19 protein-coding genes are annotated in these 17,071 nt (G+C 65.3%); 13 read left to right on the top strand and 6 right to left on the bottom strand.

What is annotated here, in order from left to right; all coding sequences use genetic code 11:
- Positions 1 to 55 precede the first annotated feature (55 nt).
- Positions 56 to 685: a trypsin-like serine peptidase gene (locus ACP159_RS07700; RefSeq protein WP_425099084.1), complete on the bottom strand. Its 630-nt coding sequence runs from the start codon at positions 683 to 685 to the stop codon at positions 56 to 58.
- Positions 686 to 949: 264 nt separating this feature from the next.
- Entirely contained in the window at positions 950 to 1,669 is a 720-nt protein-coding gene (locus ACP159_RS07695) for a DUF6073 family protein (RefSeq protein ID WP_425099083.1), read from the bottom strand.
- 472 nt (positions 1,670 to 2,141) lie between these two features.
- Between ACP159_RS07695 and yajC the strand changes: the two genes are divergently transcribed.
- From yajC to ACP159_RS07640, 11 genes are all read left to right on the top strand, one after another.
- Positions 2,142 to 2,429 carry a preprotein translocase subunit YajC gene (yajC, locus tag ACP159_RS07690; protein ID WP_425099082.1) on the top strand — a complete coding sequence of 96 codons (288 nt, stop codon included), beginning with the start codon at positions 2,142 to 2,144 and terminating at the stop codon, positions 2,427 to 2,429.
- Between the two features lie 6 nt (positions 2,430 to 2,435).
- Complete coding sequence (gene secD / locus ACP159_RS07685; protein ID WP_425099081.1) at positions 2,436 to 4,097, top strand: protein translocase subunit SecD; 1,662 nt, start codon at positions 2,436 to 2,438, stop codon at positions 4,095 to 4,097.
- Between the two features lie 10 nt (positions 4,098 to 4,107).
- Entirely contained in the window at positions 4,108 to 5,082 is a 975-nt protein-coding gene (gene secF / locus ACP159_RS07680) for a protein translocase subunit SecF (protein ID WP_425099080.1), read from the top strand.
- On the top strand, positions 5,075 to 5,827 hold the full coding sequence (locus ACP159_RS07675; protein ID WP_425099079.1) for a TSUP family transporter: 753 nt from the start codon (positions 5,075 to 5,077) through the stop codon (positions 5,825 to 5,827). Before secF ends, ACP159_RS07675 begins: the two co-directional genes overlap by 8 nt.
- Before the next feature lie 10 nt (positions 5,828 to 5,837).
- On the top strand, positions 5,838 to 6,191 hold the full coding sequence (locus ACP159_RS07670; protein ID WP_425099078.1) for an Mth938-like domain-containing protein: 354 nt from the start codon (positions 5,838 to 5,840) through the stop codon (positions 6,189 to 6,191).
- A gap of 154 nt (positions 6,192 to 6,345) precedes the next feature.
- Complete coding sequence (gene ccmA / locus ACP159_RS07665) at positions 6,346 to 6,960, top strand: heme ABC exporter ATP-binding protein CcmA (protein WP_425099077.1); 615 nt, start codon at positions 6,346 to 6,348, stop codon at positions 6,958 to 6,960.
- Positions 6,957 to 7,613, top strand: coding sequence for a heme exporter protein CcmB (gene ccmB, locus ACP159_RS07660; RefSeq protein WP_425099076.1), 657 nt, complete (start codon positions 6,957 to 6,959; stop codon positions 7,611 to 7,613). The genes ccmA and ccmB overlap by 4 nt, the downstream gene beginning before the upstream one ends.
- A gap of 34 nt (positions 7,614 to 7,647) precedes the next feature.
- Positions 7,648 to 8,709, top strand: a complete 1,062-nt coding sequence (gene amrS, locus ACP159_RS07655; RefSeq protein WP_425099075.1) for an AmmeMemoRadiSam system radical SAM enzyme — start codon at positions 7,648 to 7,650, stop codon at positions 8,707 to 8,709.
- A gap of 67 nt (positions 8,710 to 8,776) precedes the next feature.
- Complete coding sequence (locus tag ACP159_RS07650) at positions 8,777 to 9,505, top strand: heme ABC transporter permease (protein WP_425099074.1); 729 nt, start codon at positions 8,777 to 8,779, stop codon at positions 9,503 to 9,505.
- Positions 9,502 to 9,654 (top strand): heme exporter protein CcmD, encoded by a 153-nt coding sequence (gene ccmD / locus ACP159_RS07645; RefSeq protein ID WP_425099363.1) that lies wholly within the window; start codon positions 9,502 to 9,504, stop codon positions 9,652 to 9,654. The genes ACP159_RS07650 and ccmD overlap by 4 nt, the downstream gene beginning before the upstream one ends.
- A 26-nt stretch (positions 9,655 to 9,680) precedes the next feature.
- Entirely contained in the window at positions 9,681 to 10,202 is a 522-nt protein-coding gene (locus ACP159_RS07640) for a DsbE family thiol:disulfide interchange protein (RefSeq protein WP_425099362.1), read from the top strand.
- Positions 10,203 to 10,365: 163 nt separating this feature from the next.
- Here ACP159_RS07640 and purB read toward each other — a convergent pair whose 3' ends face one another.
- Positions 10,366 to 11,673: an adenylosuccinate lyase gene (gene purB / locus ACP159_RS07635; RefSeq protein ID WP_425099073.1), complete on the bottom strand. Its 1,308-nt coding sequence runs from the start codon at positions 11,671 to 11,673 to the stop codon at positions 10,366 to 10,368.
- 102 nt (positions 11,674 to 11,775) lie between these two features.
- Between purB and ACP159_RS07630 the strand changes: the two genes are divergently transcribed.
- Together ACP159_RS07630 and ACP159_RS07625 are read left to right on the top strand one after the other, a co-directional pair.
- The gene (locus ACP159_RS07630; protein ID WP_425099072.1) at positions 11,776 to 12,180 is read left to right on the top strand and encodes a DUF6314 family protein; all 405 of its coding nucleotides are present in this window, start codon (positions 11,776 to 11,778) and stop codon (positions 12,178 to 12,180) included.
- A gap of 143 nt (positions 12,181 to 12,323) precedes the next feature.
- A complete protein-coding gene (locus tag ACP159_RS07625) occupies positions 12,324 to 13,625 on the top strand; it encodes a DUF3422 family protein (RefSeq protein WP_425099071.1) in 1,302 nt (433 codons plus the stop codon).
- A 126-nt stretch (positions 13,626 to 13,751) separates the two neighbouring features.
- Here the strand turns inward: ACP159_RS07625 and ACP159_RS07620 are convergent, their stop codons facing one another.
- The 3 genes from ACP159_RS07620 to ACP159_RS07610 form a co-directional block, all read right to left on the bottom strand.
- Positions 13,752 to 14,795: a YeeE/YedE family protein gene (locus ACP159_RS07620; RefSeq protein ID WP_425099070.1), complete on the bottom strand. Its 1,044-nt coding sequence runs from the start codon at positions 14,793 to 14,795 to the stop codon at positions 13,752 to 13,754.
- 206 nt (positions 14,796 to 15,001) lie between these two features.
- Positions 15,002 to 15,982, bottom strand: coding sequence for an ABC transporter permease (locus ACP159_RS07615; RefSeq protein WP_425099069.1), 981 nt, complete (start codon positions 15,980 to 15,982; stop codon positions 15,002 to 15,004).
- Positions 15,975 to 16,982, bottom strand: a complete 1,008-nt coding sequence (locus ACP159_RS07610) for an ABC transporter permease (RefSeq protein ID WP_425099068.1) — start codon at positions 16,980 to 16,982, stop codon at positions 15,975 to 15,977. The genes ACP159_RS07615 and ACP159_RS07610 overlap by 8 nt, the downstream gene beginning before the upstream one ends.
- Between the last annotated feature and the right edge of the window lie 89 nt (positions 16,983 to 17,071).

Here is a 17,071-nt window from a genome sequence, read left to right as displayed (position 1 = left end):
AGACCTGAGTCGGAGGCCTTATGCCCGATCTTGGTAAAGGAGTGTAGACCGGCTCTTACGGCTTCTCCACCTCGGCCGCGCCAACCGCCTCCGGCGCCGCCATCACCCAGTCGTCCACCGGCAGCGCCAGCGCCAGCCCGCCCTGCCGCGCCACGATCACCGCGACCAGCGCCTCGCCGCTCAGCACCGCGCCGCCCGATTGCCCCGATGTGACCCGGCAGCCCAGCCGCCAGAACGGCAGCGCCTCCGAGCCGTAACAGAAATCCTGCCGCACCTGCGCCTCCGGGGCCTCGCGCCGGTAACTGACGAAACTCAGCGGCCCGCCCGGTCCGGCCTCCGCCAGCGCCACAGGCGCGGCGTCCAGAGGGCTGTCCAGCATCGCCAGCGCCATGTCCTGCCCGGGGCTCAGCCGCGTGCCGAGGGGGCGAATGCCCGGATGCAGCACGACACGCCCGATGGCCGAAACGCCCACCTCCGGCAGGACAAAGACCTGCCCCTCCAGCACCCGGATTCCGGCCCCCTCGGCTTTCGCCACACAATGCGCGGCGGTTAGCACGAGGTCGGGGGAGATGAGCGTGCCGGAGCAATGGCCGCCGTCGGGCTGACTGGCCGAGGTGATCCGCCCGACGCTCTGCGCATGGGCGGGCAGGGCGAGAAGGCCCAGCAAGACTAAAACTGCTCTCATGCCGGTCATCCCCTTCGCCGGCTCGTCCCCCGTGGGTCAGGAAACCCCGGAAAGGGGTGGCGGGTCAAGGGGTTGGGTCGGTTTCAGAGGAGGGATTGTCCGGATCGAAGCCGATGGAGGCCTGCCAGTCGCGGATTTGAAACCGGACAGTTCCGAAAGGGCGGCGACCAGACGGCCAACGGCGATCGGTCCCATCTGCGGGCGCTCCGCCGTGCCGCGATCGTCCGGACCGCTGCCGCAGCCGGTTTCGGGTTATCCCGCGGTCTACATCCGAAGCCCGCGTTCGGCAGAGAGTGCTTTGAATTCACTCATCTTCGTTGCCTCACGCATGGTTTCGACTTCCAATTCCCGGGCGTAATCCAGTACCTGATAATTCAGCTCTTCGACATAGCCAAACAACTCACCGTTGGGACGCTCCCAATCGTAAAGCGGGAGGGACGCGACATGCGCCTGGCCGCCTTCGCCGATGGTGGGTATGCCCTGCACGTCTTCGTTCATCAACTGGATGGGCGTCTTGTTGAAGAACGTCTTCCCGAGACGCTCGACGTGGAAGCGGGCCGCGACGTTGATCCGGCAAGCAACCGTTTCGCGCCTTCCGGGAAAGGTGTTTCCGGCGCTGACGACATTGGGATTGAGATCAACGGAAATCTCCCCGAGCTGGTCATGTTCTCCGAAAAGTTTGAGTTCCAGAAAGTTGACGTAAACGGTCGCGGTCTTCCAGTCTTCTGTGCTTGGATCGCTACGGATGACTTTGAAGAACCCGGAAAAGTCGACGTCGAATTCTCCCATGCCGGGTATCCGGAATACATCCGTTGTCTTCAGCCGCATGTGGTCAATCCCGGCGGGCGGGTGGATGCCCCGCACGTGCCGGGCAGGTGCCCCGGAGTCTTTGAACAGGTCTGCCTTGTTCACAGGAGACAAGACGCGCCCCCAGGCTTCCTTGCCAAGAGGTTTCATGTCGGTGTCGAGAATATCGTCAATCATGCAATGGCTCCCTTTTGGAAAATCTCTGGTTAAAGGTGGTGGCAAAAAGTGTGACACAACCGACGGGAAAGATGCTTCTCGAAAATTTCAGCCCGTTCTGATTGCCTGTCTTCGCCTCGTTAACCAAAATAAACCGAAATTAACCGGAATTTTCGGGGCCGGAGCCTGCGCCAGGGCAAATCTGTACGAAACTCGGCCCGAATCGTACCAAACGCCAAAATCGCCCCCGCCGGAGCCCTCCCGGCGGGGGGTAATCTGCACGAAAATCGGCCCTTTTTGTACCGAACTTCGGGCTTCACACCCCTTGCGGGGCTGATCCGGGGGGCGGGACTGTGCGTTAACGCCACCGGACGCTGCTTTTGTTGACAGTGACGCAGGACCGTCGCCTTGCATCCCGCCCCCGCCGCGCATAGGTTCCGCGCAATCAAAAATCCGGCGGGTGCCCCGCCATGAGAATGACAGGAGCATCCCGATGGACCCCGCACAGCTTGGCCAGTTTCTTCCGCTGATTTTGATCTTTGCGATCATGTATTTCCTGCTGATCCGGCCGCAGCAGAAGAAGATGAAGGAACACCAGAAGATGGTCGAGGCGCTGCGCCGGGGCGACCAGGTGGTGACCCAGGGCGGCCTCATCGGCAAGGTGTCGAAGGTCAAGGAAGGCAATGAAATCGAAGTGGAAATTGCCGAAGGCGTGAAGGTCCGCGTGGTCCGCGCGACGATTGCGCAGGTGCTCTCTAAGACCGAACCGGCAGAGAGCTGATCCCTGATGTTGCAGATCGAAACATGGAAGCGCGTGCTGATCTGGGCGGTGCTTGCGCTCGGTATCGTGCTGTCGCTACCCAACGCCTTCTACACCCGGGTCGAACAGCATAACGATGCTGTGGCGGCCATCGAGAAGGGCGCGGACACCGAGGAAAATCAGGGGCTTGCGGCGCAGTGGCCGGATTTCCTGCCGTCGGGTCTCGTCAACCTCGGTCTCGATCTGCGCGGCGGTGCGCATCTGCTCGCCGAGGTCAAGGTGGCCGACGTCTACGCCGCCCGGATGGAGGCGCTCTGGCCCGACGTGCGCGACGTGCTGCGCCCGGAACGCGAGACCGTCGGCACCATCCGCCTGCTGCCTTCCGAGCCGGGCGAGCTGCGCGTGCGCATCTCCGAACCCGCGGGCATGCCGCGGGCGCTGGAACTGGTGCGCGGGCTGGCCCAGCCGGTGGTCTCGCTGACCGGCGCGGGCTCCACCGACATCCAGGTGCGTGCCGAGGGCGATCAGATCGTGGTGACGCTTTCGGAGGCCGAGCAACTGGCCACCGACGAGCGGACCATGCAGCAAAGCCTTGAAATCATTCGTCGCCGTATCGACGAAGTCGGCACCCGCGAGCCGACGATCCAGCGCCAGGGCGAGGACCGCATCCTGATCCAGGTGCCGGGCATCGGCTCCGCGCAGGAGCTCAAGGACATCATCGGCACCACGGCCCAGCTGACCTTCCAGCCGGTCGTCGGCAGCACCGACAACCCGGACACCGCGCCGGGTGTCGGCAACGAGATCCTGCCGTACCTGGACCGCGAGGGGACCTACGCGATCCTCGAACAGGCGCCGGTGGTGACCGGCGAGGAACTGGTGGACGCGCAGCCGTCCTTCGACCAGAACGGCCGCCCGGCGGTCAACTTCCGCTTCAACCCGGCAGGCGCGCGCAAGTTCGGCGACTACACCGCCGACAACATCGGCTCGCCCTTCGCCATCGTGCTCGACGGCGAGGTCATCTCCGCGCCGGTCATCCAGAGCCATATCGCGGGCGGGTCCGGCATCATCACAGGCAATTTCACCATCGAGGAAAGCACCAACCTCGCGGTTCTGCTGCGGGCCGGGGCGTTGCCGGCGGGGATGAATTTCCTGGAAGAACGGACCATCGGGCCGGAACTGGGGCAGGACAGCATCGACGCGGGCAAGGTGGCGGCCACGGTCGCCATGGTCGCGGTGGTGCTCTTCGTCATCGCCAGTTACGGCTTCTTCGGTTTCGTGGCATCGGTCGCGCTGACCTTCAACATGCTGCTCATCATCGCGATCCTCTCGCTGATCGGTGCGACGCTGACGTTGCCGGGCATCGCGGGCATCGTGCTGACCATCGGCATGGCGGTCGACGCCAACGTGCTGGTCTTCGAACGCATCCGCGAGGAAGCGCGCACCGCCAAGGGCCCGGCGAGGGCAATCGAACTGGGCTACGACCGCGCCATGTCGGCGATTGTCGACGCCAACATCACCACCTTCTTCGGGGCGGCGATCCTGTTCATGCTGGGTTCCGGCCCGGTGCGCGGCTTTGCGGTCGTGCTGATGATCGGCATCGTCACTTCGGTGTTCACCGCGATCTACGTGACGCGGCTGTTCATCGTGATGTGGTTCGAGCGCAAGCGTCCGCGCAGCATCGAGATCTGAGGGGAAGACCATGGCATTCAGACTGAAACTCGTCCCCGACCACACGGAAATCGACTTTTTCCGCTGGCAGTCGGTGACCTTCGGCGGCTCCATCGCGGTCGTTGTCGCCTCGATCCTGCTGACGATCTTCATGGGGCTGAACTTCGGCATCGACTTCCGGGGTGGCACCACGATCCGCACCGAGAGCCCGCAGCCGGTTGACGTGGGCGCGTACCGTCAGGCGATCCAGCCTCTGGGGCTCGGCGACATGCTGATAACAGAGGTCTTCGATCCGACCTTCGGGCCGGACAAGAACGTCGCGATGATCCGCGTCGAGGCACAGGACGGCGAGGAGGCGATCACACCGGAAGTGATCCGCTCCATCGAGACGGCGCTGCAGACCGCTGACCCGAGCATCGCCTTCACCTCCGTCGAATCCGTCGGTCCCAAGGTGTCCGGCGAGTTGATCTGGTCCGCCGTCATGGCGATCGGCGCGGCGAGCCTCGCCATCGTGGTCTACATCTGGCTGCGGTTCGAATGGCAGTTTGCGCTCGGGGCCGTCGTGGCGCTGATCCACGACATCGCCATCACCATCGGCATTTTTGCGCTGTTCCAGATCAAGTTCGACCTGTCGATCATCGCGGCACTGCTGACCATTCTCGGCTATTCGATCAACGATACCGTGGTGGTCTTCGACCGGCTCCGCGAGAACCTGATCAAGTTCAAGTCCACGCCGCTGCGGGACCTGTGCAACCTTTCGGTGAACGAGACGCTGAGCCGCACGGTGATGACCTCCGGCACCACGCTGATTGCACTGATCGCGCTGCTGGTGCTGGGCGGGGACGTGATCCGGGGCTTCGTCTTTGCCATGACCCTCGGCGTCGTGGTCGGCACCTATTCGTCGGTCTACGTGGCGAAGAACGTGGTCCTGCTGCTCGGAACCAAGCGCGACTGGTCCAAGCCGAGCGGAACCACGGGCACCCAATTCGGCGACGTGGATGCCTGACATCATCGCCGGGGTCCTCGCTACCGAGGGCCTCGGCTGGATCGTCTTCGCGGCGTTTCTGGGCGGGCTGGTCCGGGGCTTTGCAGGCTTCGGGACAGCCCTTGTCTTTCTGCCCTTCGCGGCGCAGGTCCTGACGCCGTTCCAGTCGATCCTCGCCCTGACCTTCATGGACCTGATCGGCCCCTTGCCGATTTTGCGAAAGGCCTGGCCGAAAGTGGAACAGGGCGACCTCTGGCGGTTGCTGCTGGGCACAGCGGTCATGCTGCCGGTGGGGCTTGGCGTGTTGACGCTGGTGGCGCCGGAGGTGTTCCGCTACGCGGTGAGCGTTCTTGCGCTGGGGATGCTGGCGGTGCTGGCCGGCGGCCTGCGCTATCCCGGAGCGGTGACGCGGCGCATGGTGCTGGGGATCGGCGGTGCGGCGGGGTTCCTCGGCGGTGTCGCCGGGTTGCCGGGGCCGCCGGTGATCCTGTTCTACATGGCCCGCCCGCTGGAAGCGGCAGTGATCCGGGCGACGACGCTGTATTTCCTGTTTGCCTTCGACGTGATGATCATTCTCGGCATGGGGTTGTTCGGGCGCTGGGAAAGCGGGGCGACGCTGATCGGCCTCGGTATCGCGCTACCCTGCATGGCGGGAAACTGGCTCGGTGGGTGGATGTTCAGACCAGCGCTGGAAAAACCCTATCGGGCGGTTGCCTATACGCTGATCGGATTGTCGGCCTTGTCGGGCCTGCCGCTCTGGGGTTAGAAGGGCCTCCATGCGGATCAACGAGATACCCTTTACCGATGCGGTGCCGGTGGATGGCTATGGTCCCGGGTATTTCCGGGTGCAGGGTCAGGTGCATTCCGGCCCGATGCTGATGGCCGGGGGCGGCGCGATGGCTTGGGACGGGCTGTCCGATACGGCTGCGCTGCTCGACCTGGCGGGGCGGGTGGACGTGCTGTTCGTCGGCACGGGCGCCGAGATCTTTCACCTGCCTGCGGAGTTGCGGACCGAACTGGAGGCGGCGGGGCTGGGGGTCGAAGTGATGAACTCTCCCTCTGCCTGCCGGACCTACAACATCCTTCTGAGCGAGGGGCGACGCGTCGCATTGGCGGCATTGCCAGTGTGACGGGGACGGCGCTCGTCCTTCGGACATCGCCCCGCCCACCGTCCCGTCTCGCCCGGCTTCGCCGGGTCTGCCTCCGGCGGGGATATTTGAGGCAATTGGAAGACGTGCGGTTTTGCCGCTTTTCCGCCGTCGCGGCACGGGGTAAGCCTCCGGCATGAATTTGACTGTGACCGATCTTGCGGTGGCCCGGGGCGGCGTGCCGGTTCTGGAAGGCCTTGGCTTTGCGCTGGTCCCGGGGCGGGCGCTGGTGCTGCGCGGGCCGAACGGGTCGGGCAAGACGACGTTGCTCAGGACGGTGGCAGGGCTGCAGCCTGCGTTTTCTGGCACCGTGGAGGGCGCCGGAGACCGGATCGCCTATGCCGCCCATGCGGATGGGCTGAAGTCCATGCTGAGCGTTGCGGAGAACCTGCGGTTCTGGGCTCAGGCCTTTGGCACATCCGACATTTCGGCGGCTCTGGCGGGTTTCAACCTCGAGGGTTTGCAGGGGCGGCTGGCGGGGACGCTTTCCGCCGGGCAGAAGCGGCGGCTTGGGCTGGCCCGGCTGATGGTCACCGGACGGCCGGTCTGGGTGCTGGATGAGCCGACGGTCTCTTTGGATGCGGCTTCGGTGCAGCTGTTTGCGGAAGCTGTGCGCGGGCATCTGGCCGGTGGCGGCAGTGCTCTGATGGCGACGCATATCGACCTCGGGCTGGCGGATGCGGATGTCCTTGACGTGACGCCGTTCAAGGCCGTGCCAAGGGTCTCCACCGCCGACGAGGCCTTCCTGTGATCGCGCTCCTGATCCGGGACCTGCGGCTGGCGGTGCGGGCTGGCGGCGGCTTCGGCCTTGGGCTGGCGTTTTTCCTGATCGTCACGGTGCTGGTGCCGTTCGGGGTCGGGCCGGAGACCGGGCTTCTGGCCCGGATCGCGCCTGGGGTGCTGTGGATCGGGGCGCTCCTGGCCTGCCTTTTGTCGCTGGACCGGATTTTTGCGCTCGACTGGGAGGATGGCTCGCTCGACCTGCTGGCCACGGCGCCGCTGCCGATGGAAGGCATCGTCAGCGTCAAGGCGCTGGCGCATTGGATCACCACGGGCTTGCCGCTGGTGCTGGCCGCCCCGGCGCTCGGCGTGCTGCTGAGCCTGCCGCCGGGGGGCTACCTCTGGGTCGTCGTCAGCCTGGCGCTTGGCACACCCGCGCTGAGCGTCATTGGCACCTTTGGTGCAGCGCTCACCGTCGGGCTGAAACGCGGCGGGCTGCTGCTGTCGCTGCTTGTCCTGCCGCTCTACGTGCCCACGCTCATTTTCGGCGCGGAGGTGGCGCGGCGCGGGGCCGAGGGGCTGGCGGTGCAGACGTCGCTTCTGATGCTGGCGGGTATCAGTTTCGGAGCCATGGCCCTGCTGCCGTTCGCCTCCGCGGCGGTGCTCCGGATCAACCTTCGGTAACGCATCCGCAAGGAAAATGGTGCATGATCGCGCCATGACACACCCGGCCCGCTATTGGGAAGGATCGGGCGACGGCCGAATCCTCTGTACGCTCTGCCCGCGCCTGTGCGCGCTGCGCGAGGGGCAACGCGGGATGTGCTTTGTCCGCAAGCGCGAGGGCGACGCCCTTGTGCTCGACACCTGGGGCCGGTCCTCGGGCTTCTGTGTCGATCCGATCGAGAAGAAACCGCTGAACCATTTCTACCCGGGGACACCGGTGCTGAGTTTCGGTACCGCCGGATGCAATCTTGCCTGCAAGTTCTGCCAGAACCACGACATCTCGAAATCACGTGACATGGACCGGATCGCGGTGGAGGCGACGCCGGAGCGCATTGCGGAAAAGGCGGAGGCGCTTGGCTGCACGTCCGTGGCCTTTACCTACAACGATCCGGTGATCTTCATCGAATATGCCGTGGATGTGGCGGCGGCGGTGCGGGCGCGGGGGATGAAGACCGTCGGTGTGACCGCCGGATACCTGACCCCCCGGGCGCGGGCCGAGTTCTTCGGCGCGATGGATGCGGTGAACATCGACCTCAAGGGGTTCACGGATCGGTTCTACCAGAAGCTCACCGGCTCGCGGCTCGCCCCGGTGCTCGACAGCATCACCTTCGCCGTGCATGACGCGGCCTGCTGGGTGGAGCTGACGACGCTGGTGATCCCCGGCGAGAACGACAGTGCGGCGGAGCTGCGCGCGCTGGCGTCCTGGGTGCGGTGCAACTGTGGGCCCGACGTTCCGCTGCATTTCACGGCGTTCCACCCGCAATTCCGCATGATGGAGACACCGAAGACCTCCCTCGCGGCGCTGCTCAGGGCGCGGGACATCGCGCGGGGGGCGGGGCTGAATCACGTCTATGTCGGCAACGTCCACCATGAAGCCGGGCAATCCACATACTGTTCCGGCTGCCGTACGAAGGTGATCGGGCGCGACTGGTACGCGCTCGGCGACTGGCACCTCGACGAGAAGGGCCATTGCCTGACCTGCGGCACGGCGCTGCCGGGGCGCATCAGCGGCCCGCCCGGCACCTGGGGGCGCAAGCGGCAGCCTGTCGCGCTCTGACCCCCACGTATTGCGCCCCACGCATATTTGATGTGTAAAGCGCCTGAAACGGAGGTAGCCACGCGTCATGTCGATCTGGGAATACGCCAATCCGGTCAGGTTCATCCGGACCACGGACCGCCTGCTGCCCTGGCTCAGCGCGGGCGCAGTGGTCTGCCTGATCGTGGGCCTCGTCTGGGGGTTCTTCTTCACGCCGGAGGATTACCGGCAGGGCAGCACGGTGAAGATCATCTACCTGCATGTGCCCTCGGCGCTGATGGCGATCAACGCCTGGATGATGATGCTGGTCGCCTCGCTGATCTGGATCGTGCGCCGCCACCACGTCAGCGCCCTGGCCGCGCGCGCCGCAGCCCCCGTGGGCGCGACCATGACGGTGATCGCTCTGGCGACCGGCGCGATCTGGGGCCAACCGATGTGGGGCACCTGGTGGGCCTGGGACCCGCGGCTGACGTCCTTCCTGATCCTCTTCCTGTTCTACCTTGGCTACATGGCGCTCTGGTCGGCGATCGAAAACGATGACACGGCGGCGGATTTGACCTCGATCCTCTGCCTCGTCGGATCGGTCTTCGCGCTGCTGTCCCGCTACGCCGTGAACTTCTGGAACCAGGGCCTGCACCAGGGGGCCTCCCTGTCGCTCGACAAGGAAGAGAACGTCGCGGACGTCTTCTACTTCCCGCTGCTGGTCTGCATCGGCGGGTTCGTACTCCTGTTCATCGCGCTGGTCTTCCTGCGCACCCAGACGGAAATCCGGGCCCGCCGGGCACGGGCGCTGCTCGCGCGGGAGAGGGTGGTCTGATGCCGGATCTCGGGAAATACGCCCAGGCGGTGCTGTCGTCCTACGCGGTGTCGATCCTGCTGATCGTGGCGCTGGTCGCGATCTCCATCCTGCGTGCGCGGCGGGTCAAGGCGGAGCTGCACCAGATCGAGGAAAGGTTGAAGAAGTGAGCGAACGCAAGGGCATATCGCCACTGATGCTGCTGCCGCCGGTGATCTTTCTGGCGCTCGGGACGATGTTCTTCTTCGGCCTCTGGCGCGAGGGGGCAAACGAGCTGGAATCGAAATTCACCGGCAAGCCGCACCCGGCCATGACCGCGGAGGCGCTGCCGGGGTACGACGCGGTGACGCCGGAGATGCTGGCGGCCGGTGAGGTCACACTCGTCAACTTCTGGGCCAGCTGGTGTCCTCCGTGCCGGGCCGAACATCCGCGTCTGCTGGAGATGCAGGCGCAGGGGGTGCGGATCGTCGGCGTGAACTTCAAGGATCAGGAAAAGCAGGCACTCAAATACCTCGAAGAGGAAAGCAGCCCGTTCCTTGCGGTGGCTTTCGACCCGGCGGGGCGCACCGCGATCGACTGGGGCGTGACCGGTCCGCCCGAGACCTTCATCCTCGACGGTGACGGGGTGGTGGTCTTCAAATTCGTCGGCCCGCTCGTGGGTTCCGACTACGAACAGCGCTTCCTGCCGGCACTCGAAGCGGCCCTGGCGGCGCAATAATCGCCCGTCAGGCCGGAGAGAAAGCCGTCTTTCCCGAGCCCGCGCCTTTGCTTCTTTGGTCCCCAAATACCCTCGGGGGAGCCCTGACAGGGCGTGGGGGCAGAGCCCCCAACCGTGGCGCAGCCACGGGCGAGTCGCCCCGGCGCAGCCGGGGCGAAATCCCTCAGTCCTCGTGGAACACCCGGGCAAAGATCGTGTCGACATGCTTGGTGTGGTAGCCGAGGTCGAACTTCTCGTTGATCTCCTCCTCGGACAGCGCCGCCCGCACTTCCTCATCCGCCAGCAGCTCCTCGCGGAAATCGGTCCGATGATCCCAGACCTTCATGGCGTTGCGCTGCACCAGCCGGTAGGCATCCTCGCGGCTCACGCCCGCCTGCGTCAGCGCCAGCAGCACGCGCTGCGACATAACCAGTCCGGGGAACTTGTTCATGTTGTCGAGCATGTTCTGCGGGTAGACCAGCAGCTTGTCGATCACCGAGGTCAGGCGGGACAAGGCGAAGTCCAGCGTGATCGTGGTGTCCGGCCCGATGTTCCGCTCCACTGAGGAATGCGAGATGTCCCGCTCGTGCCACAGCGCGACGTTCTCCATCGCGGGGATCACCGCCATGCGGACAAGGCGGGCAAGGCCGGTGAGGTTTTCGGTCAGCACCGGGTTTTTCTTGTGCGGCATGGCGGAGGAGCCTTTCTGCCCCATGGAGAAGAATTCCGCCGCTTCCAGCACCTCGGTGCGCTGCATGTGGCGGATCTCGATGGCGATGTTCTCGATCGAGGAGGCGATCACGCCAAGGGTGGCGAAGAACGCCGCGTGGCGGTCACGCGGGATCACCTGCGTGGAGATCGGCTCGGGCACGAGGCCGAGCTTGTCGCAGACATGCTCCTCGACCGCCGGGTCGATGTTGGCGAAGGTGCCGACGGCGCCGGAGATGGCGCCCGTGGCGATCTCCGCCCGCGCATCGCGCATGCGGGAGAGGTTGCGGTCCATCTCGGCGTAGAAGCGCGCGAAGGTCAGGCCCATGGTGGTCGGCTCGGCGTGGATGCCGTGCGAGCGGCCGATGCGCACCGTGTCCTTGTGTTCGTAGGCGCGGCGCTTGAGCGCGGCGAGCAGCCCTTCGATGTCCTTGATGAGGATGTCGGAGGCGCGGACCAGCTGCACGTTGAAGCAGGTGTCGAGCACGTCCGACGAGGTCATGCCCTGATGCACGAAGCGGGCTTCCTCGCTGCCCACATGCTCGGCGAGGTGGGTGAGGAAGGCGATGACGTCATGCTTGGTTACGGCCTCGATTTCGTCGATGCGGGCCACGTCGAACTCCACGTCCTTCGCCTTCCAGACCGCCTCGGCATTCTCGCGCGGGATCACGCCCAGATCGGCCATCGCGTCGCAGGCATGGGCCTCGATCTCGTACCAGATCTTGAACTTGGTTTCCGGGGACCAGATGGCGACCATCTCGGGACGGGAATAACGGGGGATCATCGGCAGACTTTCGCGTTGAGTTCGGGGATTGGGGGCCTCATAAACCCTGCTGCACCAGCGAACAAGAGGAAGGGGCGGGCCGCGATGACGCAAGGGCCGGGCTTGGCAGACTTCGAAGGACAATGGACCTACATCCGGCAGATCGACGACCGGACCGGGCTTGGACAGGGGCAGGGCGCAGGCGAGGCAGTCTTCACGCTGGATGCCGCCGGGCTGCGCTATGACGAAAGCGGTACCATGGCTTTCGCCACCACGCCCCGGATGAAGAACACCCGCAGCTATCTCTGGCGTCTCGCCCCGCGGGGGATCGCGGTCTTTTTCGAGGACGGGCGCCCGTTCCACACGGTCGATCCCGGGCAGGGGCAGCCCCGGGCCGAGCATTGGTGCGACCCGGATCAATACGATGTGACCTACGACTTCTCGGCCTGGCCGGCGTGGTCGAGCACCTGGCGGGTTCGGGGGCCGCGCAAGGATTACGCAATGTTCACCTGGTACAGCCGAGCTTAAGACTTTGAAAACCAATCGCTTTTCTCCCGGAGGGCAGGCGGTATACATCGGTATTCCTGTAACGCTTTGAAAATATTGATCTTTTACCCTTTACTCGGAGCAACCCGCGCGTATTTTGCACGCGACTCACAAGGATTACGCCCATGGCGCCCATTGCCGACCACCCGCTGCGCTATCCGCTCGCCAACGAACTGCACGCCCGGCCGTTCCCGTCGCTGACGCCGCCCTGTCGCGCGGTCTATCTGGCGATCAAGAAGGCGGAAGGCGCCGCGAGCCGGGACAAGCGCGAGGACCTGGCGCATCTGATCGACCTTCTGAGCCGTTTCGGCACCGCGCACCCGCAGCCGGGCGCCACGCATTTCTCCACCCGCATTGGCCAGCACACGTTGAAATGGGAGCAACACACCGAATTCGTGACCTATACGGTCTTCCTGAACGGTCTTGGGCACCGGCCGTACGATCCGGCGGATTTCGAGGTGTTTCCGGACGATTGGCTGGAGAATGCGCCGGGGGTGCGCGTCACCTCGGCCATGATCCGCGTCGCCCCGCGCCCCGAGCATGACGAGGAACTGCAGGAAAAGATCGACGACTGGATGGTGCCGGAGAGCGTGGCGGTCAGCCGGGTTCTGGATGACGACGCGATGATTGCCGGCGATTTCCGTATCGACACGGCAGGGCACACGCGGTTCGCCGTCTTCACCGCCCCGGGCGTCGGAGAACGGCGCGTCGGGCGGATCGTGCAGCGGCTGTGTGAAATCGAGACCTACAAGACCATGTCCATGCTCGGCTTTTCCCGGGTGCGCGAGATCGGGCCGCGGATGGGCGAGATCGACCGCGAGCTGTCGCGGCTGATGGAGGCCATGACAAGCCGCTCGGATGCGGAGGAGGAGACGCTGAAGGCGCTTCTGTCAGTCTCGGCGGAGCTCGAAAGCCTGTCGGCGCACTGCTCCTTCCGGCTCGGGGCGACCTTTGCCTACGAGGCGCTGGTGCACAAGCGCATCGAGGTGCTGCGCGAGATGCGGTTCCGCGGGCGGCAGACCTTCGCGGAGTTCATGACGCGGCGCTACCAGCCCGCGATGCGGACCGTCAAGAGCAGCGAAGGCCAGCTCGGCAGCATGGCTGACCGGGCGATGCGGGCCGGGGATCTCCTGCGGACGCGGGTCGAGGTCCAGCGCTCGGCGCAGAACCAGCAGCTTCTGGAGAGCATGGACAAGCGGGCGGAGGCGCAACTGCACCTGCAGAAGACGGTGGAAGGGCTGTCGGTGGTGGCGATCAGCTACTACGCGGTCTCGCTGGTCAGTTACCTGCTGTATCCGGTGTCGGAGCCGCTCGGGTTGTCGAAGGGCACGCTGACGGCTCTTGTGGTGCTGCCCGTGGTGGCGGTGGTCTGGCTGATGATCGGTCGTATCCGGTCGTCCATGGATGACCCCGGCCGGCATTTGTAGGACTTTTCCCGGAGCGGAGCGCCTGCGGCGCGCATGGCGTTTTGCGTTCGGGCCACGCAGGCCTTGAGGAGGGCTTTGCCCTCCTCAAACTCCTCCCAAGGTATTTTCAGACCAAAGAAGACGCGGTCACTCCGCCGGGACGGCGGTGAGGCGCCCTGAGGACCGTCGGCTGAGTACCCAATTGGTGACGAGGGTGCCTGCCGCGATGGATGCCAGTGCAAGGATTGCGGCAATGGAGAGCGTCGGTACGCCGGAGAGGCCTGCGCCCACGGTGCAGCCGCCGGCGAGGACGCCGCCCACGCCCATGAGCACTGCGCCGGTCATGTAGCGTCCGGTCTCGGCCGGGCTGGAGAAGCTCTGCCACTGGAAGCGCCGGGAGGCGAGGGCGGAGAGCAGGGCGCCACCCAGCACGCCGCCGATCAGGCCGACGCCGAAGCCAGCGGGGATCGAGGTGGAGGCGATGGACCAGAACAGGGTCTCCGACCAGGGCGAGGTGAAGCTGAGGCTTTCCAGCGTGATCGGGTCGAAGTCGTCGTAGAGGAGGAAGCCGGTACCGACCCAGCCGAGCGGGACCAGCAGGCCGAGCGATGCCGCGAGGATCAGCGACACCGGGCGCGCGCCGGAGCGGGCGGCGAAGGCCAGCGCGGCCAGGGCGAGGATCGCGGTCCAGATCAGCGCATTGCCGGGCAAGGCGGCGTTGTCCAGGGCCACCGTCTGCGCCGCCAGCGTGGTGCGGATCGGGGCGAGGGTGCCCTTGAGCGTGGCATGGGCGACCACCGCGAAGACGGCAAGGACGGTCAGCGCACGCAGGTTGCCGGAGCCGGTCAGCACCGTCAGCCGAGAGGCGCAGCCCCGGGTCAGGACCATGCCCGCGCCGAAGATCAGACCGCCCACGACGATGGCCAGCCAGGGCAGGTCGGCGTTCATGAAGCGGTGGTCGTCGAAGCTGATCCAGCCTTGCCAGACGGCAGCCTGCGTGCCGATGAGCGCCGCGGCGAGCGCGGTCAGCCAGACACCGGAAGCGGCACGGCGGTCCTCGCCGATCAGGGCGCGGCGGAAGCAGAACTTCGTCTGCTCGGCAAACACGCCATAAAGCGCGCCGAGGATGAGGGCGAAGTAGACCGCCACTTGCGGTGCCGTGAGCTCTTCGAAGCCGAGGGATTCGAACATGGGTTTGCCTCCGGAATGGGAACAATGTTCCAATGAAGGACTGCATGGGGCTTTGGCAAGCACATGCCTTATGGGAGGCAAGACTCCCAGTGGAACGATGTTCCGGATTCCGGGGTCATCCGGTCCGACTGTTCTTTTGCCGCAAAAACAGGCGGCGCTTGTTCCGCCGCCGCGCAGGGCCGTACCGGACTTGTCCTTATTTGCGCTCAGCGTCCGCGGATGCGTGGATCGAGCGCGTCGCGCAGGCCGTCGCCGATGTAATTGACCGAGAGCACGGTCAGCGAGATGGCGAAACCCGGCAGCAGCACGCGCTCCGGGTATTGCTCCATGCGCACCACCGCGTCGGCCAGCATCTTGCCCCATGTCGGGAAGTCGGAGGGGAACCCGACGCCGAGGAAGCTGAGGGCGCTTTCGGTGATGATGGCCGTGGCGAGGCCGAGGGCGGCGGAGACCATGATCGGCGAAAGCACATTCGGCAGCAGGTGACGGCGGATGATCTTGCCGTTGGAGGTGCCGATGGAGCGGGCGGCGAGCACGAACTCGCGTTCCTTGATCGCCAGCACATCGCCGCGCACGATCCGGGCGGTGGGCATCCAGGAGGTGATGGCGATGATCGTGACGATCAGGATGAACATGCCGCCTTCAGGGCCTGCAAGCGTGCGCAGAGGCTGACGAAACAGCGTCACGGCGAGCAGCAGCAGCGGCAGGATCGGCAGGGCGAGGAACAGGTCCGTGGTGCGCATCAACAGCCCGTCGATGCGTCGGTAGAAGCCCGCCAGAACGCCGATGGCGGTGCCGATGACCAGGCTGAGCACCATCGCGGCCCAGCCCACGGCCATGGAGGCGCGGCCCCCGGCGATCAGCTGCGCGAGGTGGTCCCGGCCCAGCTGGTCGGAGCCGAGCGGCTTGGCCCAGGAGACCTTGGCATCGCTGTCCCAGAGCGCGGTATAGATCGGCCGCATGTCCTTGGCGCGGATGTCTGTCTTGCCCGGATCGACGGTCCAGAGGTACGGCCCGATCAGCACCGCGAGGGTGATCAGCACGAGAAACGCCAGGCCGACCATGGCGCCCTTGTGCTTGCGGAACTGGTGCCAGACGTCCTGCGCACGCGACGTGGGCGGGGCCATCGGCCCGCTGTCCTTCAGCGCTTCGATGGGGGTCGGTGAGGCGGGGAGGGGCTCAGTCATAGCGGATCCTCGGGTCAAGGACACCGTAGAGGATGTCGGCGATCAGGTTGAACAGCACGATGAGCACCGCGAAGATGAAGGTCAGCGTCATCACGCCCGGCAGGTCGTTGGCGAAGAGCCAGCTGAGCAGCAATTGCCCGATACCATTCACGCCGAAGACGTTCTCGGTGATGATGGCACCGCCGAATATGGACGGAATGCCAAGCGCAATGACGGTGACCACCGGGATCATGGAGTTGCGCAGGACGTGGACCATGACGACCACCGCTTCTGAAAGGCCCTTGGCGCGGGCGGTGCGGACGTAATCCTGACCGAGGTTGTCGAGCATGGTGGCCCGCATGTAGCGGCTGAGCTGGGCGGTGATCTGCAAGGCGAGGACCATGACGGGCATGACCATCTGCATCAGCTGCACCTTGAAGCTCTCCCAGTCGGTGACGACGTGGGTGGTGTCATAGACGGAGGGCAGCCAGCCGAGCTGCACGGAGAAGATCACGATCAGCAGCGGGCCGGTGAAGAACGGCGGGATGGAGAAGCCGATCATGGTGACGAAGGTGCCGGCCTGGTCGAAAACGGAATACTGACGGTAGGCCGAATAGATCCCCACCGGAATGGCGATCAGGATGGCGACGACATAGGCGACACCGACCACGGCGAGGGTCTGCGGGATGCGCTGGACGATGGTGTCCATGACCGGGGCGCGGTTCTGCCAGGAGATCACGCGCTGCTTGCCTTCGGAAAAATCGGTGCCGAGGAGCCAGTCGAGGAAGACCTGCGGCTCGATCCAGAAGACCTGGACCAGCCATTTCCAGTATTGCACCAAGGCGGGCTCGCCCACGCCGAGGGCCTCCCGCATCTTCTGCTTGACCTCGTCGGGCACGGTGAGAGGCACGTCGGCCATGGGATCGCCAGGGGCGAGTTGCAGGAGCATGAAGATGACGAAACTGATGAACAGAAGCGTCGGGATCGACAGGATCAGACGTCGCACGGCGTAGGATAGCATCGGCGCCTCGGGTCAGAAGTTTCTTGTTGGTCTTTTTCTGGACGCAAGGCGGGGCATAGCCCCGCCCTACGCGATGTCGGACTGTAGGG

The sequence above is a fragment of the Tropicibacter sp. S64 genome, assembly GCF_049803835.1.
GTDB lineage: Bacteria > Pseudomonadota > Alphaproteobacteria > Rhodobacterales > Rhodobacteraceae > Pacificoceanicola.
This window is presented reverse-complemented; position numbering and strand designations above follow the sequence as displayed.

Coding starts and splice junctions, on each gene's coding strand:
- ACP159_RS07700 (WP_425099084.1), bottom strand. CDS start 685: ATGAGAGCAGTTTTAGTCTTGCTGGGCCTTCTCGCCCTGCCCGCCCAT.
- ACP159_RS07695 (WP_425099083.1), bottom strand. CDS start 1,669: ATGATTGACGATATTCTCGACACCGACATGAAACCTCTTGGCAAGGAA.
- yajC (WP_425099082.1), top strand. CDS start 2,142: ATGGACCCCGCACAGCTTGGCCAGTTTCTTCCGCTGATTTTGATCTTT.
- secD (WP_425099081.1), top strand. CDS start 2,436: ATGTTGCAGATCGAAACATGGAAGCGCGTGCTGATCTGGGCGGTGCTT.
- secF (WP_425099080.1), top strand. CDS start 4,108: ATGGCATTCAGACTGAAACTCGTCCCCGACCACACGGAAATCGACTTT.
- ACP159_RS07675 (WP_425099079.1), top strand. CDS start 5,075: ATGCCTGACATCATCGCCGGGGTCCTCGCTACCGAGGGCCTCGGCTGG.
- ACP159_RS07670 (WP_425099078.1), top strand. CDS start 5,838: ATGCGGATCAACGAGATACCCTTTACCGATGCGGTGCCGGTGGATGGC.
- ccmA (WP_425099077.1), top strand. CDS start 6,346: ATGAATTTGACTGTGACCGATCTTGCGGTGGCCCGGGGCGGCGTGCCG.
- amrS (WP_425099075.1), top strand. CDS start 7,648: ATGACACACCCGGCCCGCTATTGGGAAGGATCGGGCGACGGCCGAATC.
- ACP159_RS07650 (WP_425099074.1), top strand. CDS start 8,777: ATGTCGATCTGGGAATACGCCAATCCGGTCAGGTTCATCCGGACCACG.
- ACP159_RS07640 (WP_425099362.1), top strand. CDS start 9,681: ATGCTGCTGCCGCCGGTGATCTTTCTGGCGCTCGGGACGATGTTCTTC.
- purB (WP_425099073.1), bottom strand. CDS start 11,673: ATGATCCCCCGTTATTCCCGTCCCGAGATGGTCGCCATCTGGTCCCCG.
- ACP159_RS07625 (WP_425099071.1), top strand. CDS start 12,324: ATGGCGCCCATTGCCGACCACCCGCTGCGCTATCCGCTCGCCAACGAA.
- ACP159_RS07620 (WP_425099070.1), bottom strand. CDS start 14,795: ATGTTCGAATCCCTCGGCTTCGAAGAGCTCACGGCACCGCAAGTGGCG.
- ACP159_RS07615 (WP_425099069.1), bottom strand. CDS start 15,982: ATGACTGAGCCCCTCCCCGCCTCACCGACCCCCATCGAAGCGCTGAAG.
- ACP159_RS07610 (WP_425099068.1), bottom strand. CDS start 16,982: ATGCTATCCTACGCCGTGCGACGTCTGATCCTGTCGATCCCGACGCTT.